Origin of the sequence: Pectobacterium betavasculorum (genome assembly GCF_000749845.1) — a bacterium.
In the GTDB taxonomy this organism is placed as follows: Bacteria; Pseudomonadota; Gammaproteobacteria; order Enterobacterales; family Enterobacteriaceae; genus Pectobacterium; species Pectobacterium betavasculorum.
Map to the genome: position 1 here is coordinate 1,212,212 of NZ_JQHM01000001.1, position 19,924 is coordinate 1,232,135.

Annotated in this window: 21 protein-coding genes; 12 read left to right on the plus strand and 9 right to left on the minus strand. The window is 54.8% G+C overall.

What is annotated here, in order from left to right:
• Positions 1-40: 40 nt before the first annotated feature.
• The 5 genes from sctL to KP22_RS05535 form a co-directional block, all read right to left on the minus strand.
• The gene (gene sctL / locus KP22_RS05515; protein ID WP_039322921.1) at positions 41-640 is read right to left on the minus strand and encodes a type III secretion system stator protein SctL; all 600 of its coding nucleotides are present in this window, start codon (positions 638-640) and stop codon (positions 41-43) included.
• Between the two features lie 38 nt (positions 641-678).
• Positions 679-1,299: a hypothetical protein gene (locus KP22_RS05520; RefSeq protein ID WP_039322925.1), complete on the minus strand. Its 621-nt coding sequence runs from the start codon at positions 1,297-1,299 to the stop codon at positions 679-681.
• Positions 1,296-2,063 (minus strand): type III secretion system inner membrane ring lipoprotein SctJ, encoded by a 768-nt coding sequence (gene sctJ / locus KP22_RS05525; RefSeq protein WP_039322928.1) that lies wholly within the window; start codon positions 2,061-2,063, stop codon positions 1,296-1,298. The genes KP22_RS05520 and sctJ overlap by 4 nt, the downstream gene beginning before the upstream one ends.
• Positions 2,064-2,069: 6 nt before the next feature.
• Positions 2,070-2,441 carry an EscI/YscI/HrpB family type III secretion system inner rod protein gene (locus KP22_RS05530; protein ID WP_039322930.1) on the minus strand — a complete coding sequence of 124 codons (372 nt, stop codon included), beginning with the start codon at positions 2,439-2,441 and terminating at the stop codon, positions 2,070-2,072.
• A 68-nt stretch (positions 2,442-2,509) separates the two neighbouring features.
• A complete protein-coding gene (locus tag KP22_RS05535; RefSeq protein WP_039299607.1) occupies positions 2,510-2,716 on the minus strand; it encodes a type III secretion system major pilin HrpA in 207 nt (68 codons plus the stop codon).
• Between the two features lie 376 nt (positions 2,717-3,092).
• Here KP22_RS05535 and KP22_RS05540 point away from each other — a divergent pair, with 376 nt between their 5' ends.
• Positions 3,093-4,673: an EAL domain-containing protein gene (locus KP22_RS05540; protein ID WP_039323488.1), complete on the plus strand. Its 1,581-nt coding sequence runs from the start codon at positions 3,093-3,095 to the stop codon at positions 4,671-4,673.
• 81 nt (positions 4,674-4,754) lie between these two features.
• Here the strand turns inward: KP22_RS05540 and KP22_RS05545 are convergent, their stop codons facing one another.
• The 4 genes from KP22_RS05545 to KP22_RS05560 form a co-directional block, all read right to left on the minus strand.
• Entirely contained in the window at positions 4,755-5,759 is a 1,005-nt protein-coding gene (locus tag KP22_RS05545) for a sigma 54-interacting transcriptional regulator (protein ID WP_039299604.1), read from the minus strand.
• Positions 5,760-6,109: 350 nt separating this feature from the next.
• Positions 6,110-6,751, minus strand: coding sequence for a response regulator transcription factor (locus KP22_RS05550; protein WP_039299600.1), 642 nt, complete (start codon positions 6,749-6,751; stop codon positions 6,110-6,112).
• 36 nt (positions 6,752-6,787) lie between these two features.
• Positions 6,788-8,257, minus strand: coding sequence for a PAS domain-containing sensor histidine kinase (locus KP22_RS05555; RefSeq protein WP_039322933.1), 1,470 nt, complete (start codon positions 8,255-8,257; stop codon positions 6,788-6,790).
• A gap of 239 nt (positions 8,258-8,496) precedes the next feature.
• Entirely contained in the window at positions 8,497-9,039 is a 543-nt protein-coding gene (locus KP22_RS05560) for an RNA polymerase sigma factor (protein WP_039299594.1), read from the minus strand.
• A gap of 326 nt (positions 9,040-9,365) precedes the next feature.
• Between KP22_RS05560 and sctW the strand changes: the two genes are divergently transcribed.
• The 11 genes from sctW to sctU are packed head-to-tail and all read left to right on the plus strand — an operon-like array spanning position 9,366 to position 19,887.
• A complete protein-coding gene (gene sctW / locus KP22_RS05565) occupies positions 9,366-10,574 on the plus strand; it encodes a type III secretion system gatekeeper subunit SctW (RefSeq protein WP_039299590.1) in 1,209 nt (402 codons plus the stop codon).
• Positions 10,571-12,673 (plus strand): type III secretion system export apparatus subunit SctV, encoded by a 2,103-nt coding sequence (gene sctV / locus KP22_RS05570; RefSeq protein WP_039322937.1) that lies wholly within the window; start codon positions 10,571-10,573, stop codon positions 12,671-12,673. Before sctW ends, sctV begins: the two co-directional genes overlap by 4 nt.
• A gap of 9 nt (positions 12,674-12,682) precedes the next feature.
• Positions 12,683-13,612: an FHA domain-containing protein gene (locus KP22_RS05575; RefSeq protein WP_039322940.1), complete on the plus strand. Its 930-nt coding sequence runs from the start codon at positions 12,683-12,685 to the stop codon at positions 13,610-13,612.
• Positions 13,612-14,976 carry a type III secretion system ATPase SctN gene (gene sctN / locus KP22_RS05580; RefSeq protein ID WP_039322943.1) on the plus strand — a complete coding sequence of 455 codons (1,365 nt, stop codon included), beginning with the start codon at positions 13,612-13,614 and terminating at the stop codon, positions 14,974-14,976. Before KP22_RS05575 ends, sctN begins: the two co-directional genes overlap by 1 nt.
• On the plus strand, positions 14,966-15,403 hold the full coding sequence (locus tag KP22_RS05585; RefSeq protein ID WP_039322946.1) for a hypothetical protein: 438 nt from the start codon (positions 14,966-14,968) through the stop codon (positions 15,401-15,403). The genes sctN and KP22_RS05585 overlap by 11 nt, the downstream gene beginning before the upstream one ends.
• The gene (locus KP22_RS05590; protein ID WP_039299575.1) at positions 15,400-15,915 is read left to right on the plus strand and encodes a type III secretion system HrpP C-terminal domain-containing protein; all 516 of its coding nucleotides are present in this window, start codon (positions 15,400-15,402) and stop codon (positions 15,913-15,915) included. Before KP22_RS05585 ends, KP22_RS05590 begins: the two co-directional genes overlap by 4 nt.
• Entirely contained in the window at positions 15,912-17,069 is a 1,158-nt protein-coding gene (gene sctQ, locus KP22_RS05595) for a type III secretion system cytoplasmic ring protein SctQ (protein ID WP_039299572.1), read from the plus strand. The genes KP22_RS05590 and sctQ overlap by 4 nt, the downstream gene beginning before the upstream one ends.
• A complete protein-coding gene (gene sctR, locus KP22_RS05600) occupies positions 17,066-17,719 on the plus strand; it encodes a type III secretion system export apparatus subunit SctR (protein ID WP_011093641.1) in 654 nt (217 codons plus the stop codon). Before sctQ ends, sctR begins: the two co-directional genes overlap by 4 nt.
• Before the next feature lie 7 nt (positions 17,720-17,726).
• On the plus strand, positions 17,727-17,987 hold the full coding sequence (gene sctS / locus KP22_RS05605) for a type III secretion system export apparatus subunit SctS (RefSeq protein ID WP_011093640.1): 261 nt from the start codon (positions 17,727-17,729) through the stop codon (positions 17,985-17,987).
• A 6-nt stretch (positions 17,988-17,993) separates the two neighbouring features.
• The gene (gene sctT, locus KP22_RS05610) at positions 17,994-18,794 is read left to right on the plus strand and encodes a type III secretion system export apparatus subunit SctT (RefSeq protein WP_039322950.1); all 801 of its coding nucleotides are present in this window, start codon (positions 17,994-17,996) and stop codon (positions 18,792-18,794) included.
• Positions 18,795-18,807: 13 nt separating this feature from the next.
• Positions 18,808-19,887, plus strand: a complete 1,080-nt coding sequence (sctU, locus tag KP22_RS05615) for a type III secretion system export apparatus subunit SctU (RefSeq protein ID WP_039299566.1) — start codon at positions 18,808-18,810, stop codon at positions 19,885-19,887.
• Positions 19,888-19,924: the final 37 nt, after the last annotated feature.

The following is a 19,924-nucleotide window of genomic DNA, read 5'->3' on the forward strand; positions in this document are numbered from 1 at the left end:
GTTAACCCCGGCGTGCAGTTCCCATCGGCAAACGATGATTTCACATGGCAGCGGGATACTCAGGAGGGATGAGTTGCGCTGTCGCCTGCCGCCAGCTCAACGACATCACGCCATGTGTCGTGATCAGTTTCATGGCATCGTTATCCAGTGCCTCATCACTGGCGAGACGCCACTCCAAATGCGGATGCGCGTCCAGCCAATGCTGCACATCGACAAGCTGGGCAGGATGGCAGTACAACGTTCCCCGACTCTCTCCCTGCTGTTGCTTCAGCAATTGCCGTAGTAAGGCGTGATGACGTGACGGCGCAGAGGTTTTATCCAGTAAATGCGCCAGTGCCTCGCGCAGCAACTGCCCCGCTTGCGTAACCATGGTCTGCTCAAGGTGTATCCGATCTTGCCGCATCCCCTGCAATAACGCGTTTGCCTGCTGCCAAAACTCTGCTTCTGCGTTTTCTACCGCCAGCTCACACAGCGTTCGGGCACGTTCGCGCGCCTGTATCACGATCGTATCCGCCTGTACCGTGGCCTCTTCCCAAAGTGTCCGACTGCGGCGATGCGCCGCGACCCGCTCCGCTGAAATAATCACCGCTTCATCTCGACTTGCACCAGGTAATGTCACAAACGTCTTTGTCGTCAGCATGCTTCGTCCTTAGCAAAATGAATAAAAAATGAGGAAGGTTATACGGGGGATGATGCTTTCCAGATTAGGGCGTCGCACAGCGCATGGAGTCTGGCTGTGGGCAATGACACAGTAGGGACATCGCAACGTGTTCCCCAGTCTCGGGGAAAGAGCAACCGCAGACGCGACCAGCACGCTTCGCCATAGCGAATGCGCAGCAGCGTCAATGCGTCCTGATAGCGTGATACGGAGGGCTCCAACGGCGATTGAGCAGAAAACGCAACCGATGTCGGTAGCCATAAACCCGGGCGCAACGCTTTTGCCAGCCGCTCACACCATATGGCTTCTGCGTCAGCGTGATTCGGTTCACGTCTGGGCTGGCACACCTGCGCCATCAGGCGCAACACCGTTTCCCGCTGCGCCGTATCCAGCATCCCCATTTGCATCAGCGAAGCAAGCGGATCCGGCGGTAACAACGGCGACAGAGAAAAATAGTGATTAAGCTGCACGGCGTTTACATGCAGCCAGTCGCGACGCTGCGGCGAATCTGGCAATATAACGCCCCCAGCCCACCAGCTCGGGTCAGCTTGTAACAGGCAGTCTTTTATCCACCAGGTCAACCACGCAAGCGGTGTGATGTCATCCGATTCGTGCGCTCTGGTTTGATCTTGTGTTGTCATTGTGACGACGACGCCCTCGCTTTTTTCTGCTGCCATTGTCGCAGGTAAGGCGTGCCAATGCGCCAGCCTAATAGCCCAGCCAGCATTAGGCCAAATAGCCCGGTGATCCACTGCCAACGACGCACCTCATCCGGCGTCAGCGTGAACGGTCCCAGCGTTACAACGGGGATCGTGTCCTGATACGGTTCTGCCGGAACAAAAACGATCGCCAGTTCTTTATCGTCCTTACCAGACAGACCGGGAATACTGCTGGCCACCATCCGACGAATACGCGGCTCCATTCCATCCGGCTCCAGTTCGGCGCGATATTTAATAAACACCGCCGCTGAAGCAGGTTGAACCGGTTCGCCGGGCGCGATACGTTCGGGCAGAACCACGTGCACTCGCGCGACCAGCACACCATCGATCTGCGCTAGCGTCGCTTCCACTTCCTGCGACAAGGCATAGATATAGCGAGCGCGTTCTTCCAACGGCGTCGAGATCACACCGCTTTTCTGAAAGACCTCCCCAAGATTGGTTCGCGACTGCTTCGGTAACCCCGCCGCATTAAGAATATTGACGGCACGCTCGATGTTTTTTGCATCGATCACCAGCGTCACGCCGGTTTTGTCCACCCGTTTCTCTGCGCCGATCTGGTAACGGCCAAGCATTGAAATCGCCTCGTTGGCATCATTCTCCGACAGCCCGCGATTCAGCTCGATTTGCTCGCCGCAGCCAGCCAATAACCCGATCAGCAGAAGAAATACTCGCTTATCGATTTTCATAGGCAGTTACTGTAAGTTGGTGAGTTTTTCCAGACTTTGCACACTTTTCGCCACCAGTTTGGCACTGAGCAGACTTTCCAGATAGAACGACGACAGTGTTCGGGTCGCATCCAGCACATCCTTAGGATTATTGGAACGCATAGACTGGCTGATGTCGCGTTCAGCAGATTTGAAGACGCCGTTGAGTCCCTGAGATTTCTCCGCCAACGCGCCCAGCCACTGGCTGTTGCCGCGTTCTGCCGTGATCGGTGCCGGCGACAGCGCCGCGCTAAACCAGGACACATCCTGATCGTTGGCGGAAAACGAAAGAGGCGTACCATTGTCTGCCAGCAGAGCATTTCCCGGCTGAGGCAGCGTAGTAGCGTGGTTGATTTTCATGGTGTGTATTCCATCGCGAACGGAATAAAAATAAAGCCGGAGCTATGCTCCGGCTCGTTGGTTCACAATCAGAACTGGATGGCTTTCGCCGCTTTCTGCCCGGAGTTCAATGATTTGGATGCAGAATCCATCTGACCATCCAGAATCGAGTTTTCCGTATCCAGCCCAATTTTCTCAGCCTGAGCGCCCGCTGCACGATTCAGCGAGCCCGCCATCGCGGTATCCAGAACCTGAGAAGCCGACTGAGATGCAATCTGAGAAAGTCCTAATGCCATGATATATCTCCAAATATGATGAATGTTTATGGTAGTGAACTGTCATACTGTACATACAGTCATCTTGTTCATTCATTAAGTAGATATCGGGCTGAAGGAGTTCCCAGAGAGAGGAAATTTTTCGGGAAATTATGTTCGAGGGGAAGAACTAGCCTGTTTTTATCAACCTTTCCTATCGTTAGCTAGAGATCATTTTCCTTTAAAATAGCAAAAATACGAATTACGCCTGCTTGAAGGCAACCCGTGTTTTTGATTTATAGGATCGTTTACGCCATTCTTCTCCTCAATAATGGCTGATAAACGCGGTACGGTTGGCAAGGATGCGATATCTGAATCTATGCCACTCTTCTTTCAGTCATACTGCCGGATGATCGCTATGCTCGCCTTAACGACGAATGCTGGATTATGGTTCAGACTGGTTTCAATTTCGCTTGGCAGCGCACTGCTGGCCTTGTTACTTGGGCAAGCCATTGTCGCCAGGCTGGAGCAGACACAACTGCTGCGCTATAGTCAGGAGGTGCTCAATCAGGGAACCGCCGTCGCGAATGAAGCCCGGGAAACCATTAACCGGGTGCTGACGCTGAATAATGTCCCTTGCTCCAGCGCCGATCTAAAAGAATTACGCCTGCTCTCTTTTTACTCCGTTTATCTACGCGATATCGGGCGTATCAAGAACAACTACCTCATCTGTTCCGCGGGCTGGGGCATGCTCACTCCACCGATCTATCTGCTACCGCCGGACCTGACGACGCCCGATGGCATGCAACTGTGGACTGCAATGAAGAATGTGGTTGACCCACGAATTACCGCAGATATGGCAAGCCTCAACGACGTGGTCACCATCACCGCCGCTGCCGCATTTCGCCGTTTCATCCAGCCACCGGCCGAGCACAGCGCAATGTTGCTCACACGTAATCTGGACCATGTCTATCAAACATTTGGCAACATCGACCTGCCCACGTTCAGGCAGACACAGCAACAGAATAACGAGTGGCTGACCATGGGAAAACGCCAGACGTTTTTCTGTGTGCCTAACCGGGATATCTGCGTACTGTCTCAGTTGGATTCTGCGGGTATCCTGTATCGTCCGTGGTATGTCATCGCCGCCCTGTTTTTTGTCGGGGCGCTTATCGGTGCCAGTTTTACCCTGTCCTATCAGCTCTACTACGATCGGCACCATGCTTTACCCTCACAGTTAAAACGTGCGATCAAACACCAACGGTTTCAGGTACATTATCAGCCGTTAATCAGCCTGCCACAGCGCGCCATTATTGGCGTAGAGGCACTGGCTCGTTGGAAAAACGAACGCGGCGACAACGTATCGCCGGAGTATTTCATCAACATTGCGGAAAAAATGGGTTATTTAGCGGAGCTGACACGGATTATTACACGTCAGGCATTGCATGATATGCAGCCGTACCTCACGCAGCAGACCCCCTTCCTTCTCAGTATTAATCTGTCAGTAACCGATATTGTTTCACCTGACTATCATCACTTCCTACAGCAGATGAGTGACGAACTGGGGATAGACAGAGCGCGTATCATGTTAGAACTCACCGAGCGGTCGAGTACATCGCATCAGACGCTGGCCAACGGTCTAGAGGCTCTGCGACGTTCAGGATATAAAGTTGCGCTTGATGATTTCGGCACGGGCTATTCCAACCTCGATTATCTGAGCCACTTACCGTTCGATATGATCAAGATCGACAAGGTTTTCGTCGGTGCCATTGGTACGGATTCGGTTAATGCCGCTATGGCGGATCTGCTATTCACCCTGATCAAAAAACTGGATGTTCCTGTGATCATCGAAGGGGTAGAAACTCGCGAGCAGGCCGCCTACATCCTGCAACAGTGCCCATCAGCGATAATACAAGGATGGTATTTCGGTAAAGCAGTGGCATTGTGCGATCTACCTGACATTCATCACTATCCGTGTCCACCGATAGAAACGGCGTAACTTGACAGCAGGTCTACAGTTAAAAGTAGGCCTGCACTATCGGCTACCGTATCCCGCAGATAACCCATCGACATTCAGCCATCATGCCTGACAGGCTTCCCCACCACTTGCGCACATTTCTCGCGCCGTCACGTTCAGCACTTTCAGACGATGATAGAGTGTTCGTTTGGGGATCCCCAGCTCTACGAGAGCGTCGTCAATACAGTGATCGTGGCGGCGTAGCGCATCCTGAATCAGAAATTTTTCAATCCGCTTTAAACGATCTTTGAGCTGCAAAGGGCATGGATGCAACAGCGGTTGAATCTCAGCCAAGGGCGACAGCCCCATTGCCCAGCGATCCGCTGCCGCTTTCAGTTCACGAATATTGCCCGGCCAGTTGTGGGTCAGCAACTGCTCATAAATTTCCGCCGTCATCGGTGGCTGCGCCATTCTCAGGCGTACCGCCGCTTCCTGACTAAAACGCTGAAACAGCGGCAGAATGAGATCGCTGCGGGAACGCAGGGTCGGTAGCTGAATTTTTACCGTATCCAGGCGGAAATAAAGATCGCGCCGAAACAACCCTTTTTCTACCAGTTGCAACAGCGGCGTTTGCGTTGCCACAATCACGCGCATATCCACGGGGGTGAACTGGGTACTTCCCAACCGCTTAACACCGCGGTTTTCCAACACACGTAGCATCTTGGCTTGCAGCGTCATGGGCATACTATCGATCTCATCCAGAAACAGAATTCCCTTGTCCGCGCTTTCCAGATAACCGGCGCGAGAGCGATTAGCCCCCGTATACGCCCCCGATACCACGCCAAACAGCTCGCTTTCAGCCAGATTTTCCGGCACGGCGGCACAATTCACCGCCACCAAAGGACCGCGGCATTGCGAAAGTCGATGGATCCGGTTTGCCAGCGTGTCTTTCCCTGTACCGGTTTCACCTTCAAGAACGATGTCAACATTGAGAGGAGCAATGACATTGATGATTGGCGACAACGATGAGTGAATATCCTCAGCCGCAGGCGTGGAATAGCCCGACGGTGGCGGGGAGCATTCTAATGATGAATAGTGGTGTCTGTCCTGGTGGTAATAATTATTCATTAACGACTCCTGAAGCCCAAACGGGCTAACTAACTGCTTTCCATAATGTGGGGCGTACCACCGCATTTCTCCGCGTAGTGCACACCGATTCATCACTGATAGAACGATGACAAGCATTACCGCCCTTGAATAATGAAACCATCAGGCATCGCTGAACATCAGGTAGGAATTCCAGAGGAATTTGTAGGGAAAAACCTACAAAAAACCCGCCAAAATGAGTAAAAACAGCGCGTTACTCGTTCAGGTAATTCGCAGGAAAACGAAAAGATATTGTCAGGCTCAGCAAAAGGGATCCGCCAACGGCTGAATCCCTTTGATCTGTTACTTTTTCTCGCCGCAGGTTTCCACTGCTAGGGAATAAGCTTTTTGCTAAAAACGTATTTAACGATCTCCACATTGGTACTGAACTGCATTTTTTCCATCAGGCGCGCTTTGTGGGTGCTGACCGTTTTATTGCTGATGGCCAACTCATTGGCGATGGCGTTAATGCCCATCCCCTGTGCAAACATAATCATGATTTGGTGTTCTCTGGCCGTCAGGACATCGTGCGCGGCTTTGCCGCCCTCCGTGTAATTGGAAAACACCAACTGCTCGGCAATGGTATGATCGATATAGCGGGCGCCCTGCGCCACACGTCGGATCGCCGCCAGCAGCGCCTCTGGGTCTTTATCTTTGGTGATGTAGCCTCTGGCACCGCTTTTCAGCGCATGCTGTGCAATCTGCGCTTCGCTGTACATGCTAAGCACCAGAATCGGCAGACGCGGATACTGCGCCACCACTCGGGAAATTAGCGCTTCACCGCTGATACCGGGCATAGACATATCCAGCAGCAGTAAATCGGGCGTCAGGCTACGCAGTTGAGCTAGCACCTGCGCGCCATTTCCCGCTTCGGCAACGACGCTCAGCGAGTCATCCAACGCGAAGATTTGCTTGAGTCCTTCACGCATGATCACGTGATCGTCCGCGATCATGAGACGTATTTGTTTTTCCATCGCTCATTTCTTCCTTTTGTTATTCTTGTCCCGCGATTAACGGATATAGCCCTTTTTAGGAAACGTTAACTGCACCTGCGTGCCTTTACCGGGTACGCTTTCAATGATGACTTCACCTCCCAACATCCGCCCTCGCTCTTTCATGCTCATGAGCCCGAAAGCGTTTTTATTCGTTGCGTGGGAATCAAATCCTTTGCCGTTATCCCTGATGCGCAGCACGACACAGTCCTGCTGGTTTTTCAGCGTAATGAACACCTGTGTGGCAGCCGCGTAACGTGCTACGTTGGTCAACGACTCCTGAGCGACGCGAAAGGCCGCCGTGGTGCTTTCGTCATTGAGTACCAACGATTCCCCCTGCGTTTGCAACAGGCAGGTAGCGCTATAGTGTCGATTAAATTCATCGCACAGCCATTCCAGCGCGGGCTTGAGCCCCATGTTCAACACATTCGGCCTGAGTCGGGTCGATACGTTACGCACCACCTGAATCGTTTGGTCAGCCAGCTGCATCAACTTTTGTAAATGCGCCTGCATCTCTGGGTTTTCCTTGGCAAAGCACATGCGCATCAGCGATAGACTCATGCGAATCGTGGTCAGGTGTTGCCCCAGCTCGTCGTGAATTTCCTGTGCGATATGCTTGCGCTCTTCCTCGCGTGAAATCTCACGCTGGCGTGCCAGCAAGCGCAGTTGCATATGTGAATCGGCCAGTTTTTTCTCCGCATAGCGAATGGCGGTAATGTCTCGACCCACTGTCAGGATGGAAACCAGCACCCCATGCTGATCGAACTCCGGCACGCAGCGAATATGGTGAATATCTTGATGACGCTGATCGCCTTTTCCTCGCTCTTCCATCACTTCACCTTCAGCACTGCTACGGGTATCAACAACCTGCTGCACCAACTGTTCCATGCGGATTGCACATCCTGCTCCGGGCATCAATTCCGTAATCATTCGGCCCCGAAGTTGCTCTACGGTAAATTCCAGATGTTTCAAACTGGCAGGGTTGGCATACAGACAATTCAGGCTGGGATCGAAGCGAATAATCAAATCCGGCGAATTCTCTACCAGTGCGCGAAATTCCTGATCCCGCGCGTAAGCCAACTGTTCGATGTGTTTACGTTCCCTAATATCTCTGACTACACACATACTGTAGTTGCGTCCTTTATGTTGGAAATGGGTTAAATTGACCTCGACCGGAATGGTCATACCGTAGCGAGTAAGGTGTATGGTTTCAAACGTGGTACCTACGCCAGAGTCATACTTTTGCAGCCAGTCGGGCGACCAGTGCTCGGCAGCCCAGCATGGATCGATATCGGCAACGCTCAGATGCATGAATTCCGTGATGCTGTAGCCCAGCGTCTTACTGGCAGCCTCATTGACATAACAAAAACGCTGATCTTCATTGACGATATAAATCGCGTCCTTGATACGACCAAACGCAAAATCCACCAGTTCCAGTTCGGGGGCCTTAGTTTGTTCATCGGAACGAAAAGGTTGGGTAAACATCATTGCCATCTCCTTATTTGAATTAAGACATTTGTGCAGCCACCTGCTGTGCAGGTAGCGCAATACGGCGTCTCAACATTCCAGAAGATGGACAGGAAACCCTGCAACGGCTAAACGCGACCTGATATCACAGCGTGCGACCTACGTCCTGAGCGGTAACCCCCTATTGAATCAGGTGGTCACCACATCAAGCAGCGAAAAACGGTGGGTGCAGGCACGTCCTTTCGTCCCGTGGGTTAGCGTCAGGATTCAACTGCCTGACGGATTACACTTCGGGCACGAGACAGCCGTGACCGCACCGTACCGATGGGGATCCCCAACTGCAACGCGAGATCCTGATAGCTGGCATCGGTATCCAGCAATTGCACCAGCATCTGACGGGTATCCTCAGGAAGTGAGACGATGGCCTCCATCGCGCGTTTCAGTGCTCGTTGGCTTTCGGTGATGGCACCGGGCTCGAGTTCTATCGCGATATGTTCCAGCATCTCATCGCCCATGTCCTGAGCACGCTGTCGCGCCTGCTTGAAATGGTTGCGCACCAGGTTGAGGGCAATGCCGAACACCCACGTCTCTGGTCGCGATGCCCCTGCAAACTTATCCTGATGTTTGAGCACTTCCAGGTAGGTCATTTGCTGTAAATCCTCAACGTCGTCATGGTTGCTGACGCGCTTGCGAATAAAGTTATGCAATTTCTTTCCGTGTTGACGAAACACCTGTTCCCAATCGACAGCGAGCGCCGGGTAAAGCGAAGGGGTCTGTTCGATGTGTTTGGTAGACATTTCCATTTGCTGACTCTCCGTTGTTGTGCCCTATTGGCAAAAACGGAAGAGCAAGCCTTGTGCCAGCCCAGAATAATTTTTATCACACTGATTTTTAATCAGTTATTTTTTACTCTGCCTGTTATCGTGCCATTTTTTGCCAACGTCCACAGCACGAAATTGCAAATTATTGCAATCAGTAAAACGGTATTTCACCCAATCCGCTATCAAATTCACCCTGCTCCGGTGACTTCACGCTGGGAACCCATCCTTTTCTGCGTCCACACAGCAATACATTCACATCACTGCACGTTCACACCACGACACATAGCCGATTCATTCAGGATGACATCATGATCAAAATACCGACGGTCCTTCCCACTAGCAGCACCCTGCCGCGCCCTGTCGTCGTGGATGACGATCCCGTGCCACAGACTGCAATGCAGCAGACAAGTTCGCTGCACGCCTCACCCGGTTCTCCACTTTCTACCTCAATTGAGGAAGTGGCGATGGCGTTTGGCGAACAGGCCGAACGAAGGAGCAAGTCGCTGAATCGGCGCCAAATCGCCCAGCAGCCGGAGGCGCGCGCCACTGCCAACGTCGAACGGATCGAGAAACTGACGGAACTGTTCAAAATGTTGGAAAATCCGTCACAAAGTACCCTCGACCAACAGTTGAGCCGCATGCGCGATCTGTTGATGCAGCAAGGTTCGCCGTCTCTTGAAACGGTGCTGGAGGCCGCAGGCAACGATCCGGCACGCGGGGATATTCTGCTGCGTCACATCCAGCAGCAGTCAGCGCAGCAGCCTGAGCTGGCAGCAGCCGCTGAAAGTGCGCTACAGCAGCTACATCAGGAGAAAGGGCCTGAAGTCCGGGCTGGTCTGAATACAGCAACCGCCATTGCGCTGTTCAGCACGCAGCCGGAACAAAAACAGGCGATGCGCGAGCTGTACTACCAGAAAATCGTGCATCAGCAGTCGGCCAGTGCGCTGCTGGACTCCCTGCTAGAACGCTTTGATGCCGCAACATTTTCCATTGGGCTACGTACCTTGCAGCGAGCACTGGCAGCCGATATTGCCTCGCTGACGCCGTCAATATCAAAAAACGTTCTCAGCAAAATGCTGAGCAACCTCAACGACTCTCGTCACCTGAGCCACACATTGTCATCCAGCCAAACGCTACTCACTCGATTGGCGCACAAAGTGCCCGCGTTTACGCTGGGTGCTGTGGAATTAACGCGCCGTCTAATTGGTTTGAGCGCCAACGGTGCCTACGCCCGCGACCTGCATAATCTCGGTCGGGAAGTTGCCGGTACACAGGTACAGCATCAGGTCATGTTTTTCAGCGCCCTGCTGCCGCTTGTCAGCGACCTACCACATCCGCTATGGCGAGACAGCAAAAATCGGCAAACGGCGCTGCAACTAATACGCGGCATGATTGGCGATATCGCCCAGTACGAAAAACAGCAGGCCAAAAGTACTCGGCATGATGAGCTGGCGCAGCATGATGCCTCATCACAGCAAAAACAGCCCCCGCACGCGCCTGATAAGGGGCAGCCATGAATCTGCTGATTATCTGGCTAAATCGTATTGCGCTGAGCGCGATGCAGCGCTCGGAGGTGGTGGGCGCGGTCATCGTTATGTCTATCGTTTTCATGATGATCATCCCGCTGCCCACCGGACTCATCGACGTGCTCATCGCGCTTAACATCTGCGCCTCGTCCCTGTTAATCGTGTTGGCGATGTATCTGCCTAAACCGCTGGCTTTCTCGACGTTTCCGGCGGTACTGCTACTGACCACCATGTTCCGGCTGGCGATCTCCATTTCCACCACGCGCCAGATCCTGCTACAGCAAGACGGCGGCCATATCGTTGAAGCCTTCGGTAACTACGTGGTGGGCGGGAATCTGGCGGTCGGTCTGGTTATTTTCCTGATTCTGACGGTGGTGAACTTTTTGGTGATCACCAAAGGTTCCGAGCGCGTGGCCGAAGTGGCGGCACGCTTCACGCTCGATGCGATGCCCGGTAAACAGATGTCCATCGACAGCGATCTGCGTGCGGGGCTGATCGAAGCCCATCAGGCGCGGCAGCGGCGGGAAAATTTGGCGAAAGAAAGCCAACTGTTCGGGGCAATGGACGGCGCGATGAAGTTCGTCAAAGGCGATGCCATTGCGTCACTGGTCATCGTGTTCATCAACATGATTGGTGGCTTTGCTATCGGCGTGTTGCAACACAACATGGCCGCATCCGATGCCATGCACGTCTACTCGGTATTGACCATCGGCGACGGATTGATCGCCCAGATCCCCGCGTTGCTGATTTCACTGACCGCCGGCATGATCATTACCCGCGTCTCGGCCGACGGGCAAAAAGTGGATGCCAATATTGGTCGGGAAATCGCAGAGCAGCTCACCAGTCAGCCCAAGGCGTGGATCATCTCCTCTATCGGCATGTTTGGCTTTGCACTGCTGCCGGGGATGCCAACGCTGGTGTTTGTCGCTATCAGTTTGGCGTCGCTCGGCAGCGGTCTGTTCCAGCTCTGGCGTATCAAACAGCAGGGCCAGTTGGATGCCAGCCAGTTGGAAGCGGATAACATACCTGCCGAACAGAATGGCTATCAGGATCTACGACGTTTCAACCCCACACGTGCCTATTTATTGTTGTTTCATCCGGTCTGGCAAGGGCAACCAACGACGACGGCGCTGGTGCAAAATATCCGCCGTCTACGTAATCGGCTGGTCTACCGCTTTGGCTTTACACTGCCGTCCTTTGATATCGAATTCAGTGACCGACTGGCAGAGGATGAGTTCCAGTTTTGCGTGTATGAAATTCCCTACGTCAAAGCCACGTTTGTCACCGACCAGTTGGCAGTTGCCAATAGTGCCATTAAACAGGCTGACGCGACGATCGCCACGCCGGGGCCCACACTACGGGATGAAAGCCAGTGGCTATGGCTGCCGCTGGCACATGTTGCCCAGCAGCCGGAGGACATACCGCGCTGGACCGCAGATGAGCTGATTCTGGCACGCATGGAGCAGGCCATTCACCGCACGGGCTCACAGTTCATCGGCTTGCAGGAAACCAAATCCATTCTGGCCTGGCTGGAGAGTGAGCAACCGGAATTGGCGCAGGAGCTACAGCGCATCATGCCGCTTTCACGTTTTGCCAGCGTGCTGCAACGGCTAGCTTCCGAGCGAGTGCCGTTGCGGTCAGTGCGCCCTATCGCCGAAGCGCTGATTGAAGTCGGCCAGCACGAACGGGACACGCTGGCATTGACTGACTACGTGCGTCTGGCGCTCAAATCACAAATCTGCCACCAGTACAGCAATGAAAACAACCTCGCCGTTTGGCTACTGACGCCGGAGAGCGAAGAGCTACTGCGTGATTCGCTACGCCAGACGCAGAACGAAACCTTCTTCGCACTGACGCAGGACTACGCCTCAACGTTGCTCAGTCAATTGCGGCAGGCGTTTCCGCCGCTCTCGTCACAGAGCAGTCTGGTGCTGGTAGCGCAGGATTTACGCAGCCCGCTGCGCACACTGTTACAGGATGAATTTCACCACGTCCCCGTGCTGTCCTTCACCGAACTGGAATCCACTCTGTCGATCAACGTCATTGGACGCCTCGATCTTTACGACTCTCCTGACCCCTTTAGCGCATAGGAAGACACCATGTTTGAATTACGCGTGCTGACTGGTTTGCATCGCGGTGCGGCGCTGCCGCTCTGCGGAAACGCCTGGCGCATCGGTACAGCCGATGATGCCGACCTCGTACTTTACGATCCCGGCATTGCACCTTATCACGGCCAGTTGGAGAAGGCCGCTGACGGCTGGGCGCTCAGTGCACAGGATGGCACCTTGTGTAATGCGGAAGGCCATTCCGTCGAGCACATCGACGCTCTACCGCCCGGTACCCCTTTTGCACTGGGGCAAATTTGGCTCTGCGTCGTGGCCGCCGATACTCCCTGGCCTGATGACGACGTGACGCCTCTGGCTGCGAAAGAGGATGTTCCCACTACGGATATCTCCGCCGACGAGTCGCCGATTCATATCACTACGCCTATTCCTACACCCGCACCGCGCCTGCCGCTGTGGGCTAAAGCCAGCTACCTGCTGCTTGGCGCATTGCTGCTGGTGATGGTGGGCAGTTGGCAGCTTCAGGAGAGTGTCGCGATGCCCGCCGCCCCGCCGCCGCAGGATACCCGCAAACCCCTCAGCACGCTGCCACAGATGGAGAGCACCCTGCGCATTATGTTGCAGGAGCGAGAACTGAGCACCGCCGTAAAGGTAGCGGCGTATCAGGATCGCCTCACGCTCACCGGGCAATTAACACCAGACGATCAAAAAAAACTGGAACGGATGCTCGCCCAACTCCACCAACGTTATAGAACCGCGCTATCCGTTGATAACCGGACACAGTTGAAAACGGAGCAACTACCGTTTCAGATCGTGCAGGTGACCAGCGGGTCACGCGCCAATGTCGTCACAGCAGACGGCCAGCGTTTTTTCATCGGCGATGAGATCGATAACCTGCGTCTGGTGAAAATCGATGACCACAAGATTGAATTCAGCGGCAGACAACAGATAACGGTGAACTGGTGATGCAGACACAATCTTCTTTTCCGCTACTCGAACAGTGGGTCGCTCAGCAGCGGCAGCATCTGGCCGACTACGCGCCTGTGGAGAAAAAAGGCCGCGTCATGGCCGTCAGCGGCATTTTACTGGAGTGCAGTCTGCCACAGGCGCGTATTGGCGATCTATGCTGGGTGGCACGCCAGGATGACAGTCAGATGATGGCCGAAGTGGTGGGATTTAGCCCGGACAATACCTTTCTCTCCGCGCTCGGCGCGCTGGACGGTATTGCACAAGGTGCGGCCGTGACCCCGCTGTATCAGCCGCACTGCATTCAGGTGTCGGATCGTTTGCTGGGCAGCGTGCTGGACGGATTTGGTCGGGCATTGGAAGACGGCGGCGAGAGCGCCTTCGTCGAACCGGGTCATGCCACGAGCCGCACACAGCCGGTGCTGGGCGATGCGCCACCGCCCACCTCACGACCACGTATCAGCCAGCCGCTCCCTACCGGATTACGCGCCGTCGATGGCTTGCTGACCATCGGCCAGGGTCAGCGCGTCGGCATTTTCGCCGGCGCAGGTTGCGGTAAAACCACGCTGTTGGCTGAACTGGCGCGTAATACGCCGTGCGACGCCATCGTTTTCGGGCTGATTGGCGAACGTGGGCGCGAACTACGCGAGTTTCTCGACCACGAACTGGACGATGAACTACGCAGCCGCACCGTACTCGTGTGTTCCACTTCTGACCGCAGCAGCATGGAACGCGCGCGTGCGGCGTTCACCGCCACCGCTATAGCCGAAGCCTACCGCGCCGAAGGCCGTCAGGTGCTGCTGATTCTTGATTCCCTGACGCGTTTCGCCCGCGCCCAGCGTGAAATCGGTCTGGCGCTCGGGGAACCGCAGGGACGCGGCGGGCTACCGCCGTCGGTCTATACGCTACTGCCGCGTCTGGTCGAACGTGCCGGACAAACGGAAGATGGTGCCATCACCGCGCTCTATTCCGTTCTGATCGAACAGGACTCCATGAACGATCCGGTCGCCGATGAAGTCCGTTCGCTGATCGACGGGCACATCGTGCTCGCCCGACGTCTGGCGGAACAAGGGCATTATCCGGCTATCGACGTGCTCGCCAGCCTGAGCCGCACCATGAGTAACGTCGTGGATACCGACCACACCCGCAATGCGGGTGGCGTACGGCGTCTGATGGCAGCTTACAAGCAGGTTGAGATGCTGATCCGCCTCGGCGAATACCAGCCAGGGCATGACGAGTTAACGGATTCTGCGGTCAACGCCCATTCCGAGATCACGCAGTTTTTGCGCCAGTCGATGCGTGAACCGATGCCTTATAACGTGATTCAACAACAGCTCGCCGGAGTCAGCCGCTATGCCCCATAACACCGAGCGCGATACCGAGTTACAGAGCGTGTTGAATCTGCTGATGCCAATACGCCGTCAGCGCTTAAGCCGCAGCGAGCGCCAGCAACGGCAGGAAGAACAGCAGCTTATCAGGATTGCGGAACAGCAACACTATCACCAGCAGCAGGTCGAGTCGCTGCGACAGGCCAGCCACACGCAGCGCGACACGTTTGCCCGAGAAACTCAGGGACAACGCCAAACGCTGGAACACCTGAAAAAGCACCTTGTCGCCGAACAGCGTTTACTCAGCGAGATAGCGACAGAAACGCAGCAGGTTCAGGCCACACAGCGACAGCACGAGAACCAGCGGCGTCAGGTTGATGACGCCCAAAACGCGACCCGCCAGTGTCAAAAGGCGGTAGAGAAACTGGAATATCTGCTTACGTTACCTCAGGAGCACGTATGAATAACCGACAGATTGCGTCATCCGAGTCCAAGGCAACGCAGAACGCGCAGGCCGCGCTACACGGTAAATCCTCACGCACAGGCGATCCGCAACATACGGATTTCTGGGAAGCCTTCACGTTTTCAGACTGCTTTGAAGACGCGCTCTATCAGGAAACGCCCATCGCATTGCCATCGGGCAATCCCATCAGTCCGCCACTGCATAGCGAGGCAACAGATAATGCACAAAACGTGACACCGTCACAGTGGCAGCCACTGCAATGCGAGTTGATTGAGGCGATGGACAACATTTGCGCCCCACCGTTTGCCTTTAGCCTGCAACTGCCGCAGTTGGGTGACATCGATGCCCGTTTAGCCAATCTGGTGCCGCGCGGCTGGGACATCTCGCTGCGCTTTAGCCGGGAAAGCTACCACCAGTTAAAAGATCGGCGCGAAGCCTGCCGTCGCGCAATCGCCACCGCGCTGGATTGCCCGATCAACCTGCGTTTTGACGCCAGAGAGTATGAGCGATGAGCCAGAATTCACTCGACGTCAATTCACAGCATGTCAGACCGCTGACGCTGCCGACCATGCGTGCGCAGCACGCCCGCATCAGATCGACGCTGGCCGCCGGACTATCGCTGCCTTTTGTCCGCGATGGGCTGGCTGGCAGCCTACACCTCCAACTGGCGTATGAGCGTGGGCAGATCGAGGAAACCTCTGCCGCACAGGCAAGTGGCTGGCGTAGCGATATCGGTAATTTCTCGCTGACCGATCCGTTTCCTGTGCTCAGTCTGCTGGCCGACTGTCCGCTGTTGCCCCTTACCGAAGACAACAATGCTGCACATGCATGGTACTGGACGCTCTATAACCAGTCGTTGGCTCCCGTATTGCGATCGCTCATCGGCGAGATTTATCCGCAGGATATGAGCCATGAAACGCCGCACGGTAATAGTACCGCACTCTATGCCTGGTTCATCGTGAGCTGGAATGGCATTACCGTGCGCAGCCGGATGCTAGCCGCTGACGCCGTCTGGCTGGCATTGTTTTCCCGCGTTGACTGGCACCGCCAGCGGCATGTACTACCCGCAGAAATGGCTATTGCTATCCCGTTCTCGCTGGCTGACGTCGTGTTGCCGTTTACCGCGCTACAGCAGATCCAAACTGGCGATATCGTCCTACCTAACCGCCCGTGGTTTACGCCGTCCGGCGAGGGAACGCTGTCGTCCGGCACGCTCCGCCTTCGCGGCACGTTGCAACTCGCAGAACTCGCACCCTACACCTTTACCGTTACCGACATGGAGACTGTCTCAATGCCCTCGTCAGCTATCGACACAATGCTAACCGCTCCCCACTCAGAGTCATCGGTGCTTGAATTTATGCCTGAGAGTGACAACGTCACTGAAAGTTTACCACCGCTGCCGATCACCTTACACATTCGTTGCGGCAGCCTGACGATGACGCTAACGGAATTGCAACACCTTGCCAGCGGCAGCGTGTTAACGCTGCGCGATGTGGTGCCGGGACAAGCCTGGCTGTATCACGGGGATATCGCACTGGCGAGCGGCGATCTGGTCGATGTGGAAGGCCGATTGGGGCTACAGATTACCCAGCGCTTTTCCGCGCCGGCACACAGACTACCAAGGCAGGATGAAGAGCACGCCGCCGAAGAGGAGCTGGCACCATGACGTCCGGCGCGTTCGATCCGTTGATGTTTGCGCTCTTTCTGGGCGCACTCTCTCTGATTCCGCTGATGATGATTGTCTGCACCTGCTTTCTGAAGATTGCAATTGTGCTGCTGATTACCCGCAACGCCATCGGGGTACAACAGGTGCCGCCGAATATGGCGCTGTACGGCATCGCGCTTGCGGCGACGATGTTTGTCATGGCTCCGGTGTTTCAGGACATAAGCAAACGCGTGCAGGAAAAGCCGCTGGATATGACCGACATCACCTCGCTTCAGGCCAGCGTGACCTACGGGCTGGAGCCGCTGCAAACCTTTATGTCGCGCAACGTTGATCCGGATATTCTCACCCATCTGCATGAGAACAGTCTGCAAATGTGGCCTGCCTCGCTATCCGAGAAGGTGAATACGCAAAACTTGCTGCTGGTGATTCCGGCTTTCGTACTGTCGGAGCTACAGGCTGGGTTCAAAATCGGCTTCCTGATCTATATCCCGTTCATCGTCATCGATCTCATCGTCTCCAACGTGCTATTGGCGCTGGGGATGCAGATGGTCGCTCCGATGACGCTCTCGCTGCCGCTAAAGCTGCTGCTTTTCGTGCTGGTCAACGGTTGGACGCGGCTGCTGGACGGCCTGTTCTACAGCTATTTGTGAGGTCGCGATGGAAATAATCACGCTTTTCCGTCAAGCCATGGTGATGGTTGTACTGCTCTCTGCGCCACCACTGCTGGTTGCGGTGATCGTCGGCGTGCTGATTTCACTGCTACAGGCCGTGATGCAATTGCAGGATCAGACGCTGCCCTTTGCCGTCAAACTGATCTCTGTCGGACTGACGCTCGCGCTCTGCGGGCGCTGGATTGGCGTAGAGCTGATGCAACTGGCGATTACCGCGTTCAACATGATTGCGCACACTGGGGTATAAATCCGCATGATCGCCACCATTCAGCACGTTTACGACTTTATCATCGCCATTACGCTCGGCATCGCTCGGCTATACCCCTGTTTTATTCTGGTACCGGTTTTTTCACTCAACGTGTTGAAAGGTATGATGCGCAACGCCGTGGTGATTTCCCTGACGCTGTTGCCTGCCCCCATCGTGCAGCAGCAACTTCTGTTGACACCGCTCTCCTGGCCGATGCTCCCCGGTCTGTTGTTCAAAGAACTTATGGTGGGGTTGCTGATTGCGCTCATTCTGGCGATGCCGTTCTGGCTGTTTGAGTCCGTTGGGGCGCTATTTGATAACCAGCGTGGCGCGTTGATGGGGGGTCAACTCAACCCCGCGTTGGGTTCGGACGCCACACCGCTCGGCCATTTACTGAAACAGACTCTCATTCTGCTACTCATTATCGGTATCGGCCTAAAGGGGCTAACCCAACTGATTTGGGACAGCTACCAGATCTGGCCAGTGCTGTCCTGGCTGCCTGCACCAAGTGAAAAAGGGTTTGAGGTGTATCTCAACCTGTTGGCCGATACCTTTACTCATCTGGTGGTCTACGCTGGGCCGCTGGTGGCGCTACTGCTGCTGTTGGAGTTCAGTATTGCGTTACTCAGCCTGTATAGCCCGCAGCTTCAGGTGTTCGTCCTCTCGATTCCGGCCAAGTGTCTGGTCGGGATGGCGTTTTTCATCATCTACCTGCCGGTGCTGCAATATTTAGGCGACCACAAACTTCAAGGGTTGCCGGATCTCAAACACCTGCTCCCGCTGCTTTTTACCGCATCGAACAGCTAACAAGGCGGAACCGATGAGTGAGAAAACGGAACAACCCACAGAGAAAAAACTGGATGACGCACGCCGTAAAGGCGAAGTTGGGCAAAGTCAGGACGTACCCAAGCTATTGATCTGCGTCGGTCTGCTGGAGTGTGTACTGGCGCTGGCGGACAGTACGATGGGGAAACTGCAAACGCTGGTACAACTGCCGCTGCAACGAATTGGCACACCGTTTGCGCAGGTGGCGACAGAAGTGTTTCATGATGCCGCTGTGCTGGTGGGTACGCTCTGCCTGCTAGCTGCGGCAATTGCGGTGCTACTGCGCATAGCAGGCGGCTGGCTCCAGTATGGCCCGCTGTTTGCGCCCGAAGCGCTGAAGCTCGATCTCAATCGGCTGAACCCGATCAACCAGTTCAAGCAGATGTTTTCAATGCGCAAGTTGGTGGAAATGTTGACCAACATTCTAAAGGCGGTGGTGATCGGTACGGTCTTTTATAAAGTGGTGGTGCCGGAATTGGAGGCGTTAGTTGAATTATCCTATGGCGATCTGCACGGCTTCTGGCAAGGGGTAAAAGCCCTGCTGACGCGCATTGCCCGCACGACACTAACAGCATTGCTGGTGCTGTCCGCGATGGATTTCGGCCTGCAAAAATATTTCTTTCTCAAGCAACAGCGTATGAGCCACGAGGATTTACGCAACGAGCATAAAGATTCCGAAGGCGATCCACATATGAAAGGCCATCGCAAATCGCTGGCGCATGAACTGGCGAACGAACCCGCCGCACCGCGTCCCAAAGCGAAAGTGGAAGACGCCGATATGCTACTGGTCAACCCGACGCACTACGCGGTAGGACTCTACTACCGCCCCGGCAAAACTCCGCTGCCGCGCATCTTGTTTAAAGGCAAAGATGAAACGGCAAAAACGCTTATCGCACAGGCGAAAAAAGCGGATATCCCGGTGATTCGTTTCATCTGGCTGACCCGCACGCTGTATCGCACCACGCCGGAAGGTCATTATATTCCACGCGAAACGCTTCAGGCGGTAGCACAGGTGTATCGCGTCTTACGTCAGTTGGAAGACGAGCAAAAACGCGAGATTATCGAGATGGAGTGAAGGTGAAAAAAGACGTGACATCTATGGAAGGATTTCT